The following is a 17845-nucleotide window of genomic DNA, read 5'->3' as shown; positions in this document are numbered from 1 at the left end:
ATGAAAAACGTCAGCCCCAGCTACCTCAAGCATCAATTCCTGATCGCCATGCCGCACATGGCCGACCCGAACTTTGCGCACACCTTGACCTACATCGTCGAGCACACGGCCAATGGCGCCATGGGGCTGGTGGTCAACCGTCCGCAAGATCTGAACCTGGCCGATATCCTTGAGCAATTGCGCCCGGAAATCGAACCGCCAGCGCTCTGCCAGCATGTGCCGATCTTCATCGGTGGTCCGGTGCAGACCGATCGCGGTTTCGTTCTTCACCCCAAAGGCCTGAGCTTCCAGGCGACCGTTGATCTGGAAGACGAGTTAGCCCTGTCGACTTCCCAGGACGTGCTGTTCGCCATCGCTGACGGCGTCGGCCCGGCAAAAAGCCTGATTGCCCTCGGCTACGCCGGTTGGGAGCCCGGCCAACTGGAGGCCGAACTGGCGCAGAACGCCTGGTTGAACTGCCCGTTCGACGCCGACATCCTGTTCAATACCAGCAGTGAGTTGCGCCTGGAAGCGGCAGCCAGGCACCTGGGCGTCAACCTCAGCCTGCTGACCAGCCAGGCGGGGCACGCCTGATGGCCCTGAAACTGATTCTGGGGTTTGACTACGGCACCAAACAGATCGGCGTTGCGGTCGGCCAGGTGATTACCGGTCAGGCCCGCGAGCTGTGCACCCTGAAGGCGCAGAACGGCATTCCCGACTGGAACCAGGTCGAAGCCCTCATCAAGGAGTGGAAACCCGATGCCGTGGTGGTCGGCCTGCCATTGAACATGGACGGGACGCCCAGCGACATGTGCGCCCGCGCGGAAAAGTTTGCCCGGCGCCTGAACGGCCGCTTCAACCTGCCCTTCTATACCCACGATGAACGCCTGACCACCTTCGAGGCCAAGGGCGAACGCCTGGCTCGTGGCGGCCAGAAAGGCAGTTACCGCGATAACCCGGTCGATGCCATCGCCGCCGCCCTGCTGCTGCAAGGCTGGCTCGATGAAAACACCGCACTGTTTGAATCCTGAAGAGTCGCTGTGCGTCTCTCTTAGCTACAACCCGAGCCACTGCGCGCACAAGCCGGCTCGGGCCCAAGAAGGAGCAACCATGAGCCTGCCCAATCCCGCCGAACTGATCAGCCAGATGGCGACCCGACTTGACGCCTATCTGGTCAAACGAGGCATCAGCGACCCGCGCTTCATCGGCATCCGTACCGGCGGCGTCTGGGTGGCCCAGGCCCTGCTCAAGGAACTGGGTAGCAATGAGCCCCTCGGCACTCTCGACGTGTCCTTCTACCGCGACGATTTCAGCCAGAACGGCCTGCACCCGCAGGTTCGCCCTTCGGCGCTGCCGTTCGAGATCGAAGGCCAGCACCTGGTGCTGATCGACGACGTGCTGATGAGCGGCCGGACCATCCGCGCCGCCATGAACGAACTGTTCGACTACGGCCGCCCGGCCAGCGTGACGCTGGTGTGCCTGCTGGACCTGGACGCCGGCGAGCTGCCGATCCGCCCGAACGTGGTGGGCGCGACCCTGTCCCTGGCTGCCCATGAACGGGTGAAGCTGTCCGGCCCCGAGCTCGCGCTCGAACTGCAAGACCTCGCCCTTTAATTCGCCCTATTGAGAGTCCCCCTTGCGATGACGCCTCTAGAAACCAAGCGCCCGCTGCAGCTCAATGATCAGGGCCAGCTGCGCCATTTCCTCTCGCTCGACGGTTTGCGCCGCGAGCTGCTGACGGAAATCCTCGACACCGCCGACTCCTTCCTTGAAGTCGGTGCCCGGGCCGTGAAGAAAGTCCCGTTGCTGCGCGGCAAGACCGTGTGCAACGTGTTCTTCGAGAACTCGACACGCACCCGCACCACCTTCGAACTGGCGGCCCAGCGGCTCTCGGCGGACGTGATCACCCTCAATGTGTCGACATCGTCGGCGAGCAAGGGCGAAACCCTGCTCGACACCCTGCGCAACCTGGAAGCCATGGCCGCCGACATGTTCGTCGTGCGCCACGGTGATTCGGGTGCCGCACACTTCATCGCCGAGCATGTTTGCCCACAAGTGGCGATCATCAACGGCGGTGACGGCCGGCACGCGCACCCGACCCAGGGCATGCTCGACATGTTGACCATCCGCCGGCACAAGGGCGGTTTCGAAAACCTTTCGGTGGCCATCGTCGGCGACATCCTGCACTCGCGGGTCGCGCGCTCGAACATGCTGGCCCTGAAAACCCTCGGTTGCCCGGATATCCGCGTGATTGCGCCGAAAACCCTGCTGCCGATCGGTATCGAGCAATACGGCGTGAAGGTCTATACCGACATGACCGAAGGCCTGAAAGACGTAGACGTGGTGATCATGTTGCGCTTGCAGCGTGAACGCATGACCGGCGGCCTGTTGCCGAGCGAGGGCGAGTTCTACCGCCTGTTCGGCCTGACCACCGCGCGGCTGGCCGGCGCCAAGCCCGATGCCATCGTGATGCACCCGGGGCCGATCAACCGTGGAGTGGAAATCGAGTCTGCGGTGGCTGACGGCCCGCATTCGGTGATCCTCAACCAGGTGACCTACGGGATCGCCATTCGTATGGCGGTACTGTCCATGGCCATGAGCGGGCAGACAGCCCAGCGCCAATTCGAGCAGGAGAACGCCCAGTGAAGCTCAGCATTCTCGGCGCCCGTGTAATCGATCCGGCCAGCGGCCTGGATCAAGTAACCGATATCCACATTGAAGCCTGCAAAGTCGTCGCCCTTGGCGCGGCGCCAGTCGGTTTTGTCGCCGTCGACACCATCGACGCCAAAGGCCTGGTGGCCGCTCCCGGCCTGGTCGACCTCAACGTTGCCCTGCGCGAGCCGGGCTACAGCCGCAAAGGCTCGATTGTCAGCGAAACCCGCGCGGCGGCGGCTGGCGGCGTGACGAGCCTGTGCTGCCCGCCGAAGACCAAACCGGTGCTGGACACCTCGGCGGTGGCCGAACTGATCCTCGACCGCGCCCGTGAGGCCGGTAACACCAAAGTCTTCCCGATTGGCGCCCTGAGCAAAGGCCTGGACGGCGAACAGCTCGCCGAACTCGTGGCACTGCGCGATGCCGGTTGCGTGGCCTTCGGCAACGGCCTGGAGAGTTTCCGCAACACCCGCACCCTGTGCCGGGCACTGGACTACGCAGCGACTTTCGACCTGACGGTGATTTTCAACTCCCAGGATCACGACCTGGCCGAGGGCGGCCTGGCTCACGAAGGGCCGACCGCCAGCTTCCTGGGCTTGCCGGGCATTCCGGAAAGTGCCGAGACCGTCGCCCTGGCCCGGGATCTGCTGCTGGTTGAACAGACCGGCGTGCGCGCGCACTTCAGCCAGCTCACCAGCGCACGCGGTGTGGAGCTGATCGCCCAGGCCCAGGCCCGGGGCCTGAAGGTGACCGCGGATGTCGCCCTGTACCAGTTGATCCTGACTGACGAAGCCCTGATCGACTTCAGTAGCCTGTATCACGTCCAGCCGCCGCTGCGCACCCGCGCCGACCGCGACGGCCTGCGCGCTGCGGTGAAATCCGGCGTGATCTCGGCCATTTCCAGCCATCACCAACCCCATGAGCGTGACGCCAAACTGGCACCGTTCGGCGCAACCGAGCCGGGCATCAGCAGTGTCGAACTGCTATTGCCACTGGCAATGACCCTGGTCGAAGACGGCTTGCTGGACCTGCCGACACTGCTCCAGCGCCTGAGCGCCGGCCCTGCCGAGGCCTTGCGCCTGCCGGCAGGCAAACTGGCGGTGGGTGGCGCGGCGGATATCGTACTGTTCGACCCGACGGCCTCGACCGTGGCGGGTGAAAGCTGGCTATCCAAGGGCGAAAACTGCCCGTTCATTGGCCACAGCTTGCCGGGTGTGGTGCGTTACACCCTGGTGGATGGGCGCATTAGCCACCAGGCGTAAAACCGCATCGCCTGCATTCGCGAGCAGGCTCGCTCCCACAGTGGATTTGTGGTGATTCACAAATCCATGGCTACACACCAACCCTGTGGGAGCGAGCCTGCTCGCGAAGGCGATTTAGAAGGCGCCTCTATTCTGAGCATTACGCACAGAAACCTGGTCATTCAACGTCCAGAAGTCATACAGCACCCCGAGAAAGAACAATCCGCCCGTCAGCAGGTACAGCAACCCGCTGATCCATTTCCCCTGATACATCCGGTGCACACCGAACACCCCGAGAAACGTCAGCAGGATCCACGCCACGTTGTATTCGATCGGGCCCGCGGTAAACCGCAGGTCAGCCTCGCGATCCATCGCAGGGATCAGGAAAAGGTCGATCAGCCAACCGATCCCCAGCAAGCCGAAGGTGAAAAACCAGATCGTCCCGGTCACCGGTTTGCCGTAATAAAAGCGGTGAGCGCCGGTAAAACCGAAAATCCACAGCAGGTAACCGATCACTTTGCTGTGGGTGTCTTGCTGCTGGACAGTCTGTTGATAGGGGTTCATGAATGACCTCGATTCGCACGATAGATAAATATTCTTTAAATCTTTGTGACTTTTTTACAGGCACCCGACGTATGGCAAGTGCTACCTTCACGCCTGTCAAAGCCTTGTAACACAAGACTCCTGTCCGACAATTGCGCCATTTTGCCGCTTTTTTGCCACCATTGCCCCCCTGATTGAATCGACCAACGGCCTCGGAAGCGACAAAAAAGCTGTTATAAAGTTGCGCGCTAACTTATTAAGAGCCTTGCCTAATGCGTTCATTTTTCAAGACATGGCTAACCATTTGCCTTTTGATGCCACTGGCCGCCCACGCCACCAATCGTGAGCAACGTCTTCCAAACGTTAATGGTTACACCCCGAAATCCCATGCCTCTGCTCCTTCGAGCAAAGACAAGAAATCCGCTAAATATGCTCCAAGCCTGGCCAGCAGCAAAAGCGGCCTGGTTCCGCCGATGGGCACCAAGGAAAGCAGCGACGTGCTGAGCCGCGCCGTGAACGTCCTTGGCACTCCCTATCGTTGGGGTGGCAGCAGCCCAAGCAAAGGCTTCGATTGCAGCGGCCTGGTGAAATACGCGTTCAACGACGCCACGTTCGACCTGCCACGCACCTCCAACGCCATGGCCAGCGGTCATGGGGAGAAAGTCGATCGCGACGATCTGAAGCCGGGCGACCTGATTTTCTTCAACATCAAGAGCCGTCGGGTCAATCACGTTGCCATTTACCTGGGCAACGACCGCTTCATCCACGCGCCACGCCGCGGCAAGTCGGTGTCCATCGACACCTTGAAGAAACCGTACTGGGAAAACCACTACGTGGTTGCCAAGCGGGTTCTGCCGAAAGAGCCGAATCAATTGCGGGTTGTTCAGCGCTGATTTAAGTGCCCTGAATCTGTATCGAACATGATGGCCCCATCGCGAGCAAGCTCGCTCCCACAGGATTGATGAAGTCCATATGGGAGCGGGCTTGCTCGCGAAAAGGCCCTTGAAAGCACCACAAATTTTCCTCAAAACCCATCCGGCGACCGCGCCTTCTCCCGCGCATGGTCACGATTGACCAACCCCTTGGTCACCAGGTCCTTCAAGCTCATATCCAGCGTCTGCATCCCCAACGACCCTCCCGACTGAATCGCCGAGTACATCTGCGCCACCTTGTCCTCGCGGATCAGATTGCGGATCGCCGATGTGCCCAGCATGATCTCGTGGGCGGCGATGCGTCCGCCGCCGATTTTCTTCACCAGGGTCTGGGACACCACCGCCAGCAGCGACTCGGAGAGCATCGAGCGCACCATCGACTTCTCGTCCCCCGGAAACACGTCCACCACCCGGTCGATGGTTTTTGCCGCCGACGTGGTGTGCAGCGTACCGAACACCAGATGGCCGGTTTCGGCCGCGGTCAATGCCAGGCGAATGGTCTCCAGGTCGCGCATCTCCCCCACAAGGATCACATCCGGGTCTTCCCGCAGTGCCGAACGCAAGGCGGTGGCGAAACTTCGGGTATCGCGATGGACTTCACGCTGATTGATCAGGCATTTGCGCGACTCGTGAACGAACTCGATGGGGTCTTCGATGGTAAGGATATGGTGATGACGATGGGTATTGAGGTAATCGATCATCGCCGCCAGCGTGGTGGATTTGCCGGAACCGGTCGGGCCGGTCACCAGCACGAGGCCACGGGGGGCGTCGGTCATCTTGCGGAACACATCCCCCATACCCAGCTCGTCCATGCTCTGCACTTTCGCCGGAATGGTGCGAAACACCGCACCCGCGCCACGGCTCTGGGTGAACACATTGACCCGAAAGCGCGCTACGCCGGGCACTTCAAAGGAAAAGTCGGTTTCCAGATGCTTTTCGAAATCCACCCGCTGGCTGTCATTCATGATGGCATGGATCAGCGCCTGCACCTGTCGGTGATCCAGGGCCGGCAGATTGATGCGTCGCACATCACCATCGACGCGAATCATCGGTGGCAGGCCGGCGGACAGGTGCAGGTCGGACGCCCCCTGTTTGGCGCTGAATGCCAGCAGCTCAGTGATATCCATAGCGCCTCTCAATTCCAGTAGAATGCCGCGAACCTTCAGACCGCTGGCGCCTCTTGATGTCCACCATAGCAGACAACATTCTTCAGGTTAGTTCGCGCATACATGCCGCAACGCTTGCCGCTAACCGCGCCGAAAACAGCGTCCGGTTGCTGGCGGTGAGCAAGACCAAACCCGCTCAGGACCTGCGTGAAGCCTACGCTGCCGGCCTGCGCGACTTTGGCGAGAACTACCTGCAGGAAGCACTGGGCAAACAGCTGGAACTGGCCGACCTGCCCTTGATCTGGCACTTCATCGGCCCCATTCAATCGAACAAGACTCGTGCTATCGCCGAGCACTTCGACTGGGTGCATTCCGTGGATCGTCTGAAAATCGCACAACGCCTGTCCGAACAACGTCCCGCCGATCTGCCGCCCCTGAACATTTGCATTCAGGTCAATGTCAGCGGTGAAGCCAGCAAATCCGGCTGCACCCCGGCCGACCTGCCGGCCCTGGCCAACGCCATCAGTAACCTGCCGCGCCTGAAACTGCGCGGGTTGATGGCAATCCCGGAGCCGACTGAAGACCGCGCCGCCCAGGATGCCGCTTTCGCGGCCGTGCAAAGCCTGCAAGCCAGCCTGAATCTGCCACTCGACACACTTTCCATGGGCATGAGCCACGACCTTGAGTCGGCCATTGCCCAAGGCGCCACTTGGGTCCGTATTGGTACAGCCCTGTTTGGCGCCCGTGACTACAGCCAGCCGTAAACATGGCTGACACACTTCTGAATAAGGACCTGACATGAGCAAGACGCGTATTGCCTTTATCGGTGCCGGCAACATGGCCGCCAGCCTGATCGGTGGCCTGCGGGCCAAGGGTCTGGAAGCCGCGCAGATCCGCGCAAGCGATCCGGGCGAAGAAACCCGCGCCCGTGTGAGCGCTGAACACGGCATCGAAACCTTTGCCGACAACGCCCAGGCCATCGACAGTGCCGACGTGGTCGTGCTGGCGGTCAAACCCCAGGCGATGAAAGCCGTGTGCGAAGCCATTCGCCCAAGCCTCAAGCCCAATCAACTGGTGGTGTCGATTGCCGCGGGCATCACCTGCGCCAGCATGAACAACTGGCTCGGCGCCCAGCCGATCGTGCGCTGCATGCCCAACACCCCGGCGCTGGTGCGTCAGGGCGCGAGCGGCCTGTTCGCGACAGCCGAAGTGACCGCCGAACAGCGCCAGCAGGCCCAGGAGCTGCTGTCCGCGGTCGGCATCGCCCTTTGGCTGAATGAAGAGCAGCAACTGGATGCCGTCACCGCCGTTTCCGGCTCGGGCCCGGCGTATTTCTTCCTGCTGATCGAAGCCATGACCGCCGCTGGCGTGAAGCTCGGCCTGCCGGCGGACATCGCCGCGCAACTGACCTTGCAAACCGCCCTGGGCGCCGCCCACATGGCGGTCTCCAGCGACGTCGACGCCGCCGAGCTGCGCCGCCGCGTCACCTCGCCTGCGGGCACCACAGAAGCTGCAATCAAGTCGTTCCAGGCCAATGGCTTTGAGGCCCTGGTCGAAAAGGCACTCGGCGCTGCCGCGCATCGCTCGGCCGAGATGGCCGAACAACTGGGTCAATAAGGAGCTTTTCATGATTGGATTGAACACCGCAGCGGTCTACGTGCTGCAAACCCTCGGCAGCCTGTACCTGCTGATCGTGCTGATGCGCTTCGTGCTGCAACTGGTGCGAGCGAACTTCTACAACCCGATCTGCCAGTTCATCGTCAAGGCCACTCAGCCACTGCTCAAGCCACTGCGCCGGATCATCCCGAGCGTGTTCGGCCTGGACATGTCCTCGCTGGTGCTCGCGATCCTGGTACAACTGGCGCTGATGGCCCTGACCCTGCTACTGACCTACGGCACCACCGGGAACCCGCTGCAACTGCTGATCTGGTCGATCATCGGCGTGACCGCGCTGTTCATGAAGATTTTCTTCTTTGCCCTGATCATCAGCGTGATCCTGTCCTGGGTCGCTCCGGGCAGCCATAACCCTGGCGCCGAGTTGGTAAACGACGTCTGCGAACCGGCCCTGGCGCCGTTCCGCAAGTTCCTGCCGAACCTGGGCGGCCTGGATCTGTCGCCGATCTTTGCGTTCCTGGCACTCAAGCTGTTCGACATGCTGGTGATCAACAACCTCGCCGCCATGACCATGATGCCGGAAATCCTCCGCGTGTTGATCTGACCCGGTGAGCTGGTTTCGCTGGGACGGTGACGACCTGATTCTGGAATGTCACCTGCAACCGGCAGCCCGTAGCGATGACTTCTGCGGGCTGCACGGCGATCGCCTGAAGATCCGCCTGACCGCGCCGCCGGTCGAGGGCAAGGCCAACGCGTATCTGATGGCGTTCCTGGCCAAGGCCTTCGGCGTGTCCAAGAGCCAGGTCAGTTTGATCAGCGGCGAGTTGAACCGGCAGAAACGGGTGCGAATCTGCTCGCCGAAGAAGCTGCCGGACTTGCCAGATCTGGTGCGTCCGGCAGGCTGATCGCGTCATCGTTCATCGCGAGCAGGCTCGCTCCCACATGGGAATGCGTCCCCCTGTGGGAGCGTGGCTTGCCCGCGATGGCCGTACCTCGGTCTTACATGAAAAAATCAGCTCGGGCCTTTGCTTGCCGCTAACCCCAGCGGTCTTTAGACTTACGCCTCATTTCAATGAGAGCAGGGTCGATGCCAGCTGCCTTTCCCCCCGATTCTGTTGGTCTGGTGACGCCGCAAGTGGCGCACTTCAGCGAACCCCTGGCGTTGGCCTGCGGTCGTTCGCTCCCGGCCTATGACCTGATTTACGAAACATACGGCACGCTCAACGCCACGGCGAGCAACGCCGTGCTGATCTGCCACGCCCTGTCCGGCCACCACCACGCCGCCGGCTACCACAGCGTCGACGACCGCAAACCCGGTTGGTGGGACAGTTGCATCGGCCCCGGCAAGCCGATCGACACCAGCAAGTTCTTCGTGGTCAGCCTGAACAACCTCGGAGGCTGCAACGGCTCCACCGGCCCGAGCAGCATCAACCCGGACACCGGCAAGCCGTTCGGCGCCGACTTCCCGGTGTTGACCGTCGAGGATTGGGTGCACAGCCAGGCGCGTCTGGCGGATCGTCTCGGCATCGCCCGGTTCGCGGCCGTGATCGGCGGCAGCCTCGGCGGCATGCAGGCGATGCAATGGAGCATCACCTACCCCGACCGCATTCGTCACTGCCTGGCCATCGCTTCGGCGCCCAAGCTGTCGGCACAGAACATCGCGTTCAACGAAGTGGCGCGCCAGGCGATCCTCACCGACCCGGAATTCCACGGCGGTTCGTTCCAGGAACACAACGTGATTCCCAAGCGCGGCCTGATGCTGGCGCGGATGGTCGGGCACATCACCTACCTGTCCGACGATTCCATGGGCGAAAAATTCGGCCGCGGGCTCAAGAGCGAGAAGCTCAACTACGACTTCCACAGCGTCGAATTCCAGGTGGAAAGCTACCTGCGCTATCAGGGCGAAGAGTTCTCCGGGCGCTTCGATGCCAACACGTACCTGTTGATGACCAAAGCGCTCGACTACTTCGATCCGGCAGCGAACTTCGACGATAACCTGGCAAAAACCTTTGAAGGTGCAAAAGCCAAGTTCTGCGTAATGTCGTTCACCACCGACTGGCGCTTCTCCCCGGCCCGCTCGCGGGAACTGGTGGACGCACTGATGGCCGCACGCAAGGACGTCTGCTACCTCGAGATTGACGCCCCGCAAGGCCACGACGCCTTCCTGATTCCGATCCCGCGCTACCTGCAGGCATTCGGCAATTACATGAACCGCATTACGTTGTGAGAAAGCCATGAGAGCTGATCTGGAAATCATCCAGGAATGGATCCCCGCCGGCAGCCGCGTGCTCGACCTCGGGTGCGGCGATGGCGAACTGCTGACCTGGCTGCGCGACAACAAGCAAGTCACCGGTTATGGCCTGGAAAACGACGCCGACAACATCGCCGAGTGCGTGGCCAAGGGCATCAACGTCATCGAACAGGACCTGGACAAGGGCCTGGGCAACTTTGCCAGCAACAGTTTCGATGTCGTGGTCATGACCCAGGCGCTGCAAGCGGTGCACTACCCGGACAGGATCCTCGAGGAAATGCTGCGCGTCGGTCGCCAGTGCATCATCACTTTCCCGAATTTCGGTCACTGGCGCTGCCGCTGGTACCTGGCGAGCAAGGGCCGCATGCCGGTTTCCGAGTTTCTGCCGTACACCTGGTACAACACGCCGAACATTCACTTCTGTACCTTCGCCGACTTTGAAGCCTTGTGTCGCGAACGTGAAGCGAAGGTCATTGATCGGCTGGCCGTGGATCAACAACATCGGCACGGGTGGGCCAGCAAGCTATGGCCTAATCTGTTAGGTGAGATCGGCATCTACCGGGTCAGCAGCCCGGGACTTGCCGACCACAGGGTCGCAGTCTGATCCACCCTATTTCAAGGAGAACGATCATGGGTCGTCTAGCGTTGTTTCTACTCACTGCCTGCCTGAGCGTCACCGCCATGGCCGCCGACGCCATCAAGAGCGAACGCAAGGAAACCTTCGGTGACGTAACGGTGCACTACAACACCTTCAACTCCACCTATTTGCTACCGGACGTTGCCAAGGCCGCCCAACTGACCCGCAGCAAGGATCAGGGCGTGATCAACATTTCGGTGATCAAGGCCGGCACGCCGATGGCGGCCGAGGTCAGCGGCACCGTCAAAGACCTGACCAGCCAAAGCTACACACTGAACTTCAAACAGGTCACCGAGCAAGGAGCGATCTACTACATCGCCCAATACCCGGTACCCCAGCAGGAAATCCGCACCTTCGACATCAAGGTGCAGACCGGCGACAAGATCAACACCATCAATTTCAACCAAGAGCTCTTCCCTGGCCAATGATCAACTTCACGCAACTCGTATTGGCCAGCCATAACGCCGGCAAACTCAAGGAACTCCAGGCCATGCTCGGCGAGTCGGTGCATCTGCGCTCGATCGGCGAGTTCAGCAGCGTCGAGCCCGAGGAGACCGGCCTGTCGTTCGTCGAGAACGCCATCCTCAAGGCCCGCAATGCCGCGCGCATCTCCGGCCTGCCGGCGCTGGCCGACGATTCCGGGCTGGCGGTGGATTTCCTTGGCGGTGCGCCGGGCATCTACTCGGCGCGTTATGCCGATGGCAAGGGCGATGCGGCGAATAACGCCAAGCTGCTCGACGTGTTGAAAGACGTGCCTGAAGCCGAACGCGGCGCGCAGTTCGTATGCGTGCTGGCACTGGTGCGCCACGCCGATGATCCACTGCCGATCCTCTGCGAAGGTTTGTGGCACGGGCGAATCCTGACCCAGGCCAGCGGCGAGCACGGTTTTGGCTACGACCCGCTGTTCTGGGTGCCGGAGCGTAATTGCTCCAGCGCCGAGCTGAGCCCGAGCGACAAGAACCAGATCAGCCACCGCGCCCGTGCAATGGATCTGCTGCGCCAGCGTCTGGGCTTGAAATGACCCGTGAATCATCCGCGTCGCCGCTGATCTTCGGCGGCGATGCTCAATCGCCTCGGGCGGCCCTGCCCGTGCTGCCGCCGCTGGCGCTGTATATCCACATCCCGTGGTGCGTGCGCAAATGCCCTTATTGCGACTTCAATTCTCACACTGCCAGCCCCGTGCTGCCTGAAGAAGAGTACGTCGACGCATTGCTGGCCGATCTCGATCAGGACCTGCACGCCGTTTATGGTCGTGAGCTGAGCTCGATTTTCTTTGGCGGCGGCACGCCAAGCCTGTTCAGCGCTGATTCGCTGGGTCGCTTGCTCAAAGGCGTCGAACAGCGCATTCCGTTTGCCAGCGACATCGAAATCACCTTGGAAGCCAATCCGGGGACGTTCGAGCAAGACAAGTTCGTGGCATACCGGAAACTGGGGATCAATCGCCTGTCGATCGGCATCCAGAGCTTCCAGCAAGAAAAGCTCGAGGCCCTGGGCCGCATCCACAATGGTGACGAAGCCGTACGTGCCGCCGGCATGGCGCGGCAGGCCGGGTTCGATAACTTCAACCTGGACTTGATGCATGGCTTGCCGAATCAGTCCCTGGACGATGCCTTGGCCGACCTGCGCACCGCCATCGCCCTGAAGCCGACACACCTGTCGTGGTATCAACTGACTCTGGAACCGAACACCGTGTTCTGGAACCAGCCGCCGACGCTGCCCGAAGACGACACGCTGTGGGATATTCAGGAGGCCGGGCAAGCGCTGCTGGCCGAACACGGTTACGTGCAATACGAAGTCTCGGCCTATGCCCTGCCCGGTCGCCCGGCGCGCCACAACCTCAATTACTGGAGTTTTGGCGACTTCATCGGCATCGGCGCCGGCGCCCACGGCAAGCTCAGCCATCCGGACGGGCGCATCATTCGCACCTGGAAGACCCGCCTGCCGAAGGATTACCTGAATCCGGCGAAGAGCTTCCAGGCTGGCGAGAAAGCGCTAACCAATGATGAAATGCCGTTCGAATTCCTGATGAACGCGCTGCGCCTGACTGAAGGCGTCGAATCGCGGCTGTACCCGGAACGTACCGGCATGACGCTGGAAAGCCTTGCTCAAGGCCGCCGTGAAGCCGAACAAAGCGGCCTGTTGCAGGTCGAACCGTCACGTCTGGTAGCCACCGAGCGCGGACAACTCTTTCTCAACGACTTGCTGCAGAAATTTCTGACATAAGGAAATCGAATGGATTTGGTACTCGACCTGCTTGCCACCGTGTCTCGCTGGAGCCGCAGCAACCTCTCGGAAATCGCCCTGGCCCTGGTGGGCTGCCTGCTGGTGCTGTTTGGTGCGGATTTCAAAGGCTGGGTCGAGCAGCGCCTGGGCAGCATCGCCGGCGCGTTGCGCGTGCCGCTGATGTCCCTGCTGTGCATGATCGGCAGCGGCGCGGCACTGATCTACGCCACACCGTGGGTTGTGCGCGGCTTGAGCCAGTTCAATAACTACAGCCTGGCGCCGGTGTTGCTGGTGGTGCTGGTGTTGATTGGCGTGGTCGCTGACCGCCGCTGATTTTTTTGCCGAATACAAAACAACTGTAGGAGCGAGCCTGCTCGCGATAGCGGTCTGACAGTCAACTCAGATGTTGAATGTCATGGCCTCATCGCGAGCAGGCTCGCTCCTACAGTTTTTACAGCATTACGGCTTAGGACTGTTTCTCGAACTTCAAATCCCACACGCCATGCCCAAGACGTTCGCCACGGCGCTCGAACTTGGTGATCGGCCGCTCGGCCGGGCGCGGTACGCACTTGCCGTCTTCAGCGAGGTTGCGGTAACCCGGCGCGACGCTCATCACTTCCAGCATGTACTCGGCGTAAGGTTCCCAGTCGGTGGCCATGTGCAGAATGCCACCAACCTTCAACTTGCTGCGCACCAACTCGGCGAAGGACGCCTGAACGATACGGCGCTTGTGGTGACGGCTCTTGTGCCACGGATCCGGGAAAAACAGCATCAGGCGATCAAGGCTATTGTCCGCCACGCAACGGTTGAGCACTTCGATGGCGTCACAATCGTAGACACGCAGGTTGGTCAAACCCTGGGTCAGCACGCCATTGAGCAGCGCGCCGACACCCGGACGGTGCACTTCGACGCCAATGAAATCCTGCTCGGGCGAGGCCGCTGCCATTTCCAGCAGCGAATGGCCCATGCCGAAACCGATTTCCAGCGAGCGCGGTGCCGAGCGACCGAACACCTGGTCGAAATCCACCGGCGCGTCGGCCAATGGCAGCACGAACAGCGGAGTGCCCTGCTCCAGGCCCTTTTGCTGGCCTTCGGTCATGCGCCCGGCACGCATCACGAAACTCTTGATGCGGCGGTGTTGGCGCTCGTCGCCTTCTTCCGTCTGGATTGGCGTGTCGTTCGATTCAGTCATCAATGGCTCTTACTTGATCAGACCATCCAGCGGCGAAGAGGCGCTGGCATAGAGTTTTTTCGGCATACGGCCGGCGAGGTAGGCCAGGCGGCCTGCGACGATCGCATGTTTCATGGCTTCAGCCATCATGACCGGCTGCTGGGCGTGGGCAATGGCCGAGTTCATCAGCACTGCATCACACCCCAGTTCCATGGCGATGGTGGCGTCGGAAGCAGTACCGACACCGGCATCCACCAATACTGGAATCTTGGCTTCTTCGAGGATGATCTGCAGGTTGTACGGGTTGCAGATTCCCAGGCCGGAGCCGATCAGACCGGCCAGTGGCATCACCGCGATACAGCCGATTTCCGCCAATTGACGGGCGATGATCGGGTCATCACTGGTGTAGACCATCACGTCGAAGCCTTCCTTGACCAGCGTTTCGGCGGCCTTGAGGGTTTCGATCACGTTGGGGAACAGGGTTTTCTGGTCAGCCAGCACTTCCAGCTTCACCAGGTTGTGGCCGTCGAGCAGTTCACGGGCCAGGCGGCAGGTGCGCACAGCTTCGATGGCGTCGTAGCAACCGGCGGTGTTCGGCAGGAAGGTGTAGCGATCCGGCGATAGCACTTCAAGCAGGTTCGGCTCGCCCTCGATCTGGCCAAGGTTGGTGCGGCGCACGGCGAAGGTGACGATCTCGGCGCCCGAGGCTTCGATGGTCAGGCGGGTTTCTTCCATGTCACGGTACTTGCCGGTACCGACCAGCAAACGCGACTGGTAAGTACGACCGGCCAGGACGAAAGGCTTGTCGCTGCGAACGATGCTCATGGGAAATCCTCTGTAGGGGTGAGGTACTTGCAGAATTGTGTGGCCACTGGGCCGAGGCTGCTAGCCGCCGCCGATGGCGTGCACCACTTCGACGTTGTCGCCGTCGTTCAACGTGGTGTCTGCATGCTGACTGCGCGGGACGATATCCAGATTGAGTTCGACCGCCACCCGGCGTCCGGTCAGGTCCAGACGGGTCAGCAGGGCCGCAACGGTTTCACCGTCGGGCAGTTCAAGGGATTCGCCGTTCAACTGAATGCGCATGCCGGATGCCGCCATCATTTTTAGGGGCTGGCATTCTAGCCCGATCAGTCAGGCCGACCCAAGCCATTCGTCATGAAATGGACCGTTAAGTCAGCTCAGGCGCCAGGCGGCAAGTCCGAGGCAAAACCAGCCCACCAGGAAGGCCAGGCCACCGAACGGGGTGATGATGCCGAGCTTACTGATGCCCGTCAGCGTCAATACATACAGGCTACCGGAGAACAGCAGGATACCGATGGCAAACGATGCAGCGGCCCAAGTGGCGAGTCGACCGGGAATTTGCGTGGCCAGCGCTGCAACGCCGAGCAACGCCAGGGCATGCACCAGTTGATAGGTGACGCCTGTATGGAAGATCGCCAGATACTCGGCGCTCAGGCGGCTCTTCAGGCCATGGGCGGCAAAGGCCCCGAGGCCGACACCGGTGAAGCCGAAAAAAGCGGCCAGCATCAGAAAGCCACGCAGCATGCGGAACTCCAGTCAGTTTCGATCCAAAGGGTCTGTATAATGGCCCGCTCAACGGGTTCGGCCAAGCCATCTCTATGCTGCGTATCTATTTCCGTCATTTCTCCAAGGCCGTGCTCTGGTTCATGGGTGGCAGCGTATTGCTGGTGCTGATCTTTCGCGTGGTGCCGCCGCCAGGGACGACGCTGATGGTCGAGCGCAAGATCGAATCCTGGTTTGACGGCGAACCCATTGACCTGCAACGGACCTGGAAACCCTGGGACGAGATCTCCGACGACCTGAAAGTCGCGGTGATTGCCGGCGAAGACCAGAAATTCCCGGAGCACTGGGGCTTCGATATCGGCGCGATTCAGGCGGCGTTTGCCCATAACGAGCGCGGCGGCTCGATCCGTGGCGCCAGCACCCTCAGCCAGCAAGTCTCGAAAAACCTGTTCCTGTGGTCTGGCCGCAGCTGGCTGCGCAAAGGCCTTGAAGCCTGGTTCACCGGACTGATCGAAGTGCTCTGGCCCAAGCAGCGGATTCTTGAGGTGTACCTCAACAGTGTCGAGTGGGATGACGGCGTGTTTGGCGCCGAAGCGGCGGCCCGGCATCACTTTGGTGTGAGCGCCAGGAACCTCAGCCGTCAGCAATCGAGCTTGCTGGCCGCCGTGCTGCCCAACCCTCGCGTGTGGAGTGCGAGCCATCCGACCGCTTACGTGGCGCGACGTGCTGGCTGGATTCGGCGACAAATGAGCCAACTGGGTGGTGACAGCTATCTGGTCGGGCTGAACGATTCGCGCCGGGCGCCTTGGGCCCAATAGCACCTCAAATCCCCTGTGGGAGCGAGCCTGCTCGCGAATGCGGTGCATCAGACAGCATTAATGTCGACTGACACTCCCTCTTCGCGAGCAGGCTCGCTCCCACAGTAAATCGGGTACAACCGACAAACCGTACACAAACAAAAATGCCCCGATCAATGATCGGGGCATTTTTTATTGCCAGGTCGCCAGTTACGCAGCAATCGACAACTTGAGCTTGTTCATCGCGCTCTTCTCGAGTTGGCGAATACGCTCGGCCGACACGTTGTACTTCTGCGCCAGGTCGTGCAGCGTGGCTTTTTCTTCCGCCAGCCAACGCTGGTAGAGGATGTCACGGCTGCGGTCGTCCAGCACTTCCAGCGCTTCGTGCAGGTTGTGGTTGGAGTTGTCGCTCCAGTCGGCATCTTCCAGTTGACGGGCCGGGTCGTACCGGTGGTCTTCCAGATAGTTGGCCGGCGACTGGAATGCACTGTCGTCGTCCGCTTCGGCAGCCGGGTCGAAGGCCATGTCATGGCCGGTCAGGCGGCTTTCCATCTCGCGCACTTCCCGAGGCTCTACACCCAGGCTTTCCGCCACACGGTGGACTTCCTCGTTGTTCAGCCAGGCCAAACGCTTCTTCTGGCTGCGCAGGTTGAAGAACAACTTGCGCTGGGCCTTGGTGGTCGCGACTTTCACGATGCGCCAGTTGCGCAGGATGAACTCGTGGATTTCCGCCTTGATCCAGTGCACGGCAAAGGACACCAGGCGCACGCCCATTTCCGGGTTGAAGCGCTTCACGGCCTTCATCAGGCCGACGTTGCCTTCCTGGATCAGGTCTGCCTGGGCCAGGCCGTAGCCGGAATAGCTACGGGCGATATGTACGACAAAACGCAGGTGGGCGAGCACCATCTGCCGAGCCGCCCCCAAATCCTGCTCATAATAGAGACTCTCGGCCAGTTCACGCTCCTGCTCCGGCGACAGCAATGGGATGCTGTTGACGGTGTGCACATAGGCCTCCAGGTTCGCACCCGGGACCAGAGCATATGCAGGTTGCAAAGAATTGGTCATACGAAAAAACCTCCGACTTACAAACTCGTGCAGTTCAGCACTGCGAAAATTGACCGGAAACCGAAAGACAAGTTCCCTAAAACCCAAAAACGCTGAAAGGTCAATAC

General features: G+C 61.0%; 24 protein-coding genes. 17 read left to right on the top strand and 7 right to left on the bottom strand.

Going from position 1 to position 17845, the window contains the following annotated elements; translation table 11 throughout:
- From ACM6J5_RS24825 to ACM6J5_RS24805, 5 genes are all read left to right on the top strand, one after another.
- Positions 1 to 573 (top strand): YqgE/AlgH family protein, encoded by a 573-nt coding sequence (locus ACM6J5_RS24825; RefSeq protein ID WP_095944399.1) that lies wholly within the window; start codon positions 1 to 3, stop codon positions 571 to 573.
- Positions 573 to 1010, top strand: coding sequence for a Holliday junction resolvase RuvX (ruvX, locus tag ACM6J5_RS24820; protein ID WP_056726497.1), 438 nt, complete (start codon positions 573 to 575; stop codon positions 1008 to 1010). Before ACM6J5_RS24825 ends, ruvX begins: the two co-directional genes overlap by 1 nt.
- 79 nt (positions 1011 to 1089) lie before the next feature.
- A complete protein-coding gene (gene pyrR / locus ACM6J5_RS24815) occupies positions 1090 to 1593 on the top strand; it encodes a bifunctional pyr operon transcriptional regulator/uracil phosphoribosyltransferase PyrR (RefSeq protein ID WP_046039256.1) in 504 nt (167 codons plus the stop codon).
- Between the two features lie 27 nt (positions 1594 to 1620).
- The gene (locus ACM6J5_RS24810; RefSeq protein ID WP_007939362.1) at positions 1621 to 2625 is read left to right on the top strand and encodes an aspartate carbamoyltransferase catalytic subunit; all 1005 of its coding nucleotides are present in this window, start codon (positions 1621 to 1623) and stop codon (positions 2623 to 2625) included.
- Complete coding sequence (locus ACM6J5_RS24805; protein ID WP_414929519.1) at positions 2622 to 3893, top strand: dihydroorotase; 1272 nt, start codon at positions 2622 to 2624, stop codon at positions 3891 to 3893. Before ACM6J5_RS24810 ends, ACM6J5_RS24805 begins: the two co-directional genes overlap by 4 nt.
- Positions 3894 to 4007: 114 nt before the next feature.
- On the opposite strand, the gene ACM6J5_RS24800 is transcribed toward ACM6J5_RS24805, so the two are convergent.
- Positions 4008 to 4436 (bottom strand): NINE protein, encoded by a 429-nt coding sequence (locus tag ACM6J5_RS24800; protein ID WP_095944395.1) that lies wholly within the window; start codon positions 4434 to 4436, stop codon positions 4008 to 4010.
- A 251-nt stretch (positions 4437 to 4687) separates the two neighbouring features.
- Here ACM6J5_RS24800 and ACM6J5_RS24795 point away from each other — a divergent pair, with 251 nt between their 5' ends.
- Positions 4688 to 5308 carry a C40 family peptidase gene (locus ACM6J5_RS24795; protein WP_095944394.1) on the top strand — a complete coding sequence of 207 codons (621 nt, stop codon included), beginning with the start codon at positions 4688 to 4690 and terminating at the stop codon, positions 5306 to 5308.
- A 131-nt stretch (positions 5309 to 5439) separates the two neighbouring features.
- Here ACM6J5_RS24795 and ACM6J5_RS24790 read toward each other — a convergent pair whose 3' ends face one another.
- On the bottom strand, positions 5440 to 6474 hold the full coding sequence (locus ACM6J5_RS24790; protein ID WP_414929518.1) for a type IV pilus twitching motility protein PilT: 1035 nt from the start codon (positions 6472 to 6474) through the stop codon (positions 5440 to 5442).
- A gap of 56 nt (positions 6475 to 6530) precedes the next feature.
- On the opposite strand from ACM6J5_RS24790, the gene ACM6J5_RS24785 reads away from it, so the two are divergent.
- The 10 genes from ACM6J5_RS24785 to ACM6J5_RS24740 all read left to right on the top strand — a co-directional run bounded on the left by ACM6J5_RS24785 (position 6531) and on the right by ACM6J5_RS24740 (position 13511).
- Positions 6531 to 7217 (top strand): YggS family pyridoxal phosphate-dependent enzyme, encoded by a 687-nt coding sequence (locus ACM6J5_RS24785; protein ID WP_150672083.1) that lies wholly within the window; start codon positions 6531 to 6533, stop codon positions 7215 to 7217.
- 34 nt (positions 7218 to 7251) lie between these two features.
- Entirely contained in the window at positions 7252 to 8070 is an 819-nt protein-coding gene (gene proC / locus ACM6J5_RS24780) for a pyrroline-5-carboxylate reductase (protein ID WP_414929517.1), read from the top strand.
- 10 nt (positions 8071 to 8080) lie between these two features.
- Complete coding sequence (locus ACM6J5_RS24775) at positions 8081 to 8671, top strand: YggT family protein (RefSeq protein WP_056726488.1); 591 nt, start codon at positions 8081 to 8083, stop codon at positions 8669 to 8671.
- Between the two features lie 4 nt (positions 8672 to 8675).
- Complete coding sequence (locus ACM6J5_RS24770; RefSeq protein ID WP_008046477.1) at positions 8676 to 8972, top strand: DUF167 domain-containing protein; 297 nt, start codon at positions 8676 to 8678, stop codon at positions 8970 to 8972.
- A 182-nt stretch (positions 8973 to 9154) separates the two neighbouring features.
- Positions 9155 to 10294, top strand: a complete 1140-nt coding sequence (gene metX / locus ACM6J5_RS24765; RefSeq protein WP_095944389.1) for a homoserine O-succinyltransferase MetX — start codon at positions 9155 to 9157, stop codon at positions 10292 to 10294.
- Between the two features lie 7 nt (positions 10295 to 10301).
- Complete coding sequence (metW, locus tag ACM6J5_RS24760) at positions 10302 to 10922, top strand: methionine biosynthesis protein MetW (RefSeq protein ID WP_095944388.1); 621 nt, start codon at positions 10302 to 10304, stop codon at positions 10920 to 10922.
- Positions 10923 to 10948: 26 nt separating this feature from the next.
- Positions 10949 to 11383, top strand: coding sequence for a DUF4426 domain-containing protein (locus ACM6J5_RS24755; protein WP_095944387.1), 435 nt, complete (start codon positions 10949 to 10951; stop codon positions 11381 to 11383).
- On the top strand, positions 11380 to 11976 hold the full coding sequence (rdgB, locus tag ACM6J5_RS24750) for an RdgB/HAM1 family non-canonical purine NTP pyrophosphatase (RefSeq protein ID WP_008046485.1): 597 nt from the start codon (positions 11380 to 11382) through the stop codon (positions 11974 to 11976). Before ACM6J5_RS24755 ends, rdgB begins: the two co-directional genes overlap by 4 nt.
- A complete protein-coding gene (gene hemW, locus ACM6J5_RS24745; RefSeq protein WP_095944386.1) occupies positions 11973 to 13178 on the top strand; it encodes a radical SAM family heme chaperone HemW in 1206 nt (401 codons plus the stop codon). The genes rdgB and hemW overlap by 4 nt, the downstream gene beginning before the upstream one ends.
- A 9-nt stretch (positions 13179 to 13187) precedes the next feature.
- On the top strand, positions 13188 to 13511 hold the full coding sequence (locus ACM6J5_RS24740) for a DUF3392 domain-containing protein (RefSeq protein ID WP_007987827.1): 324 nt from the start codon (positions 13188 to 13190) through the stop codon (positions 13509 to 13511).
- Between the two features lie 133 nt (positions 13512 to 13644).
- On the opposite strand, the gene trmB is transcribed toward ACM6J5_RS24740, so the two are convergent.
- From trmB to ACM6J5_RS24720, 4 genes are all read right to left on the bottom strand, one after another.
- Entirely contained in the window at positions 13645 to 14370 is a 726-nt protein-coding gene (gene trmB / locus ACM6J5_RS24735) for a tRNA (guanosine(46)-N7)-methyltransferase TrmB (protein WP_095944385.1), read from the bottom strand.
- 9 nt (positions 14371 to 14379) lie between these two features.
- Positions 14380 to 15174: a thiazole synthase gene (locus ACM6J5_RS24730; RefSeq protein WP_414929516.1), complete on the bottom strand. Its 795-nt coding sequence runs from the start codon at positions 15172 to 15174 to the stop codon at positions 14380 to 14382.
- A 60-nt stretch (positions 15175 to 15234) separates the two neighbouring features.
- Positions 15235 to 15435, bottom strand: coding sequence for a sulfur carrier protein ThiS (gene thiS, locus ACM6J5_RS24725; RefSeq protein ID WP_167394879.1), 201 nt, complete (start codon positions 15433 to 15435; stop codon positions 15235 to 15237).
- 90 nt (positions 15436 to 15525) lie between these two features.
- Positions 15526 to 15897, bottom strand: a complete 372-nt coding sequence (locus tag ACM6J5_RS24720; protein WP_095944384.1) for a DUF423 domain-containing protein — start codon at positions 15895 to 15897, stop codon at positions 15526 to 15528.
- Between the two features lie 74 nt (positions 15898 to 15971).
- On the opposite strand from ACM6J5_RS24720, the gene mtgA reads away from it, so the two are divergent.
- Positions 15972 to 16694, top strand: coding sequence for a monofunctional biosynthetic peptidoglycan transglycosylase (mtgA, locus tag ACM6J5_RS24715; RefSeq protein WP_095944383.1), 723 nt, complete (start codon positions 15972 to 15974; stop codon positions 16692 to 16694).
- A 189-nt stretch (positions 16695 to 16883) separates the two neighbouring features.
- On the opposite strand, the gene rpoH is transcribed toward mtgA, so the two are convergent.
- Positions 16884 to 17738, bottom strand: a complete 855-nt coding sequence (rpoH, locus tag ACM6J5_RS24710; protein WP_007975386.1) for an RNA polymerase sigma factor RpoH — start codon at positions 17736 to 17738, stop codon at positions 16884 to 16886.
- Positions 17739 to 17845 lie beyond the last annotated feature (107 nt).

It is taken from the genome of Pseudomonas sp. IT-P74 (assembly GCF_949768175.1).
Taxonomy (GTDB): domain Bacteria; phylum Pseudomonadota; class Gammaproteobacteria; order Pseudomonadales; family Pseudomonadaceae; genus Aquipseudomonas.
This window is presented reverse-complemented; position numbering and strand designations above follow the sequence as displayed.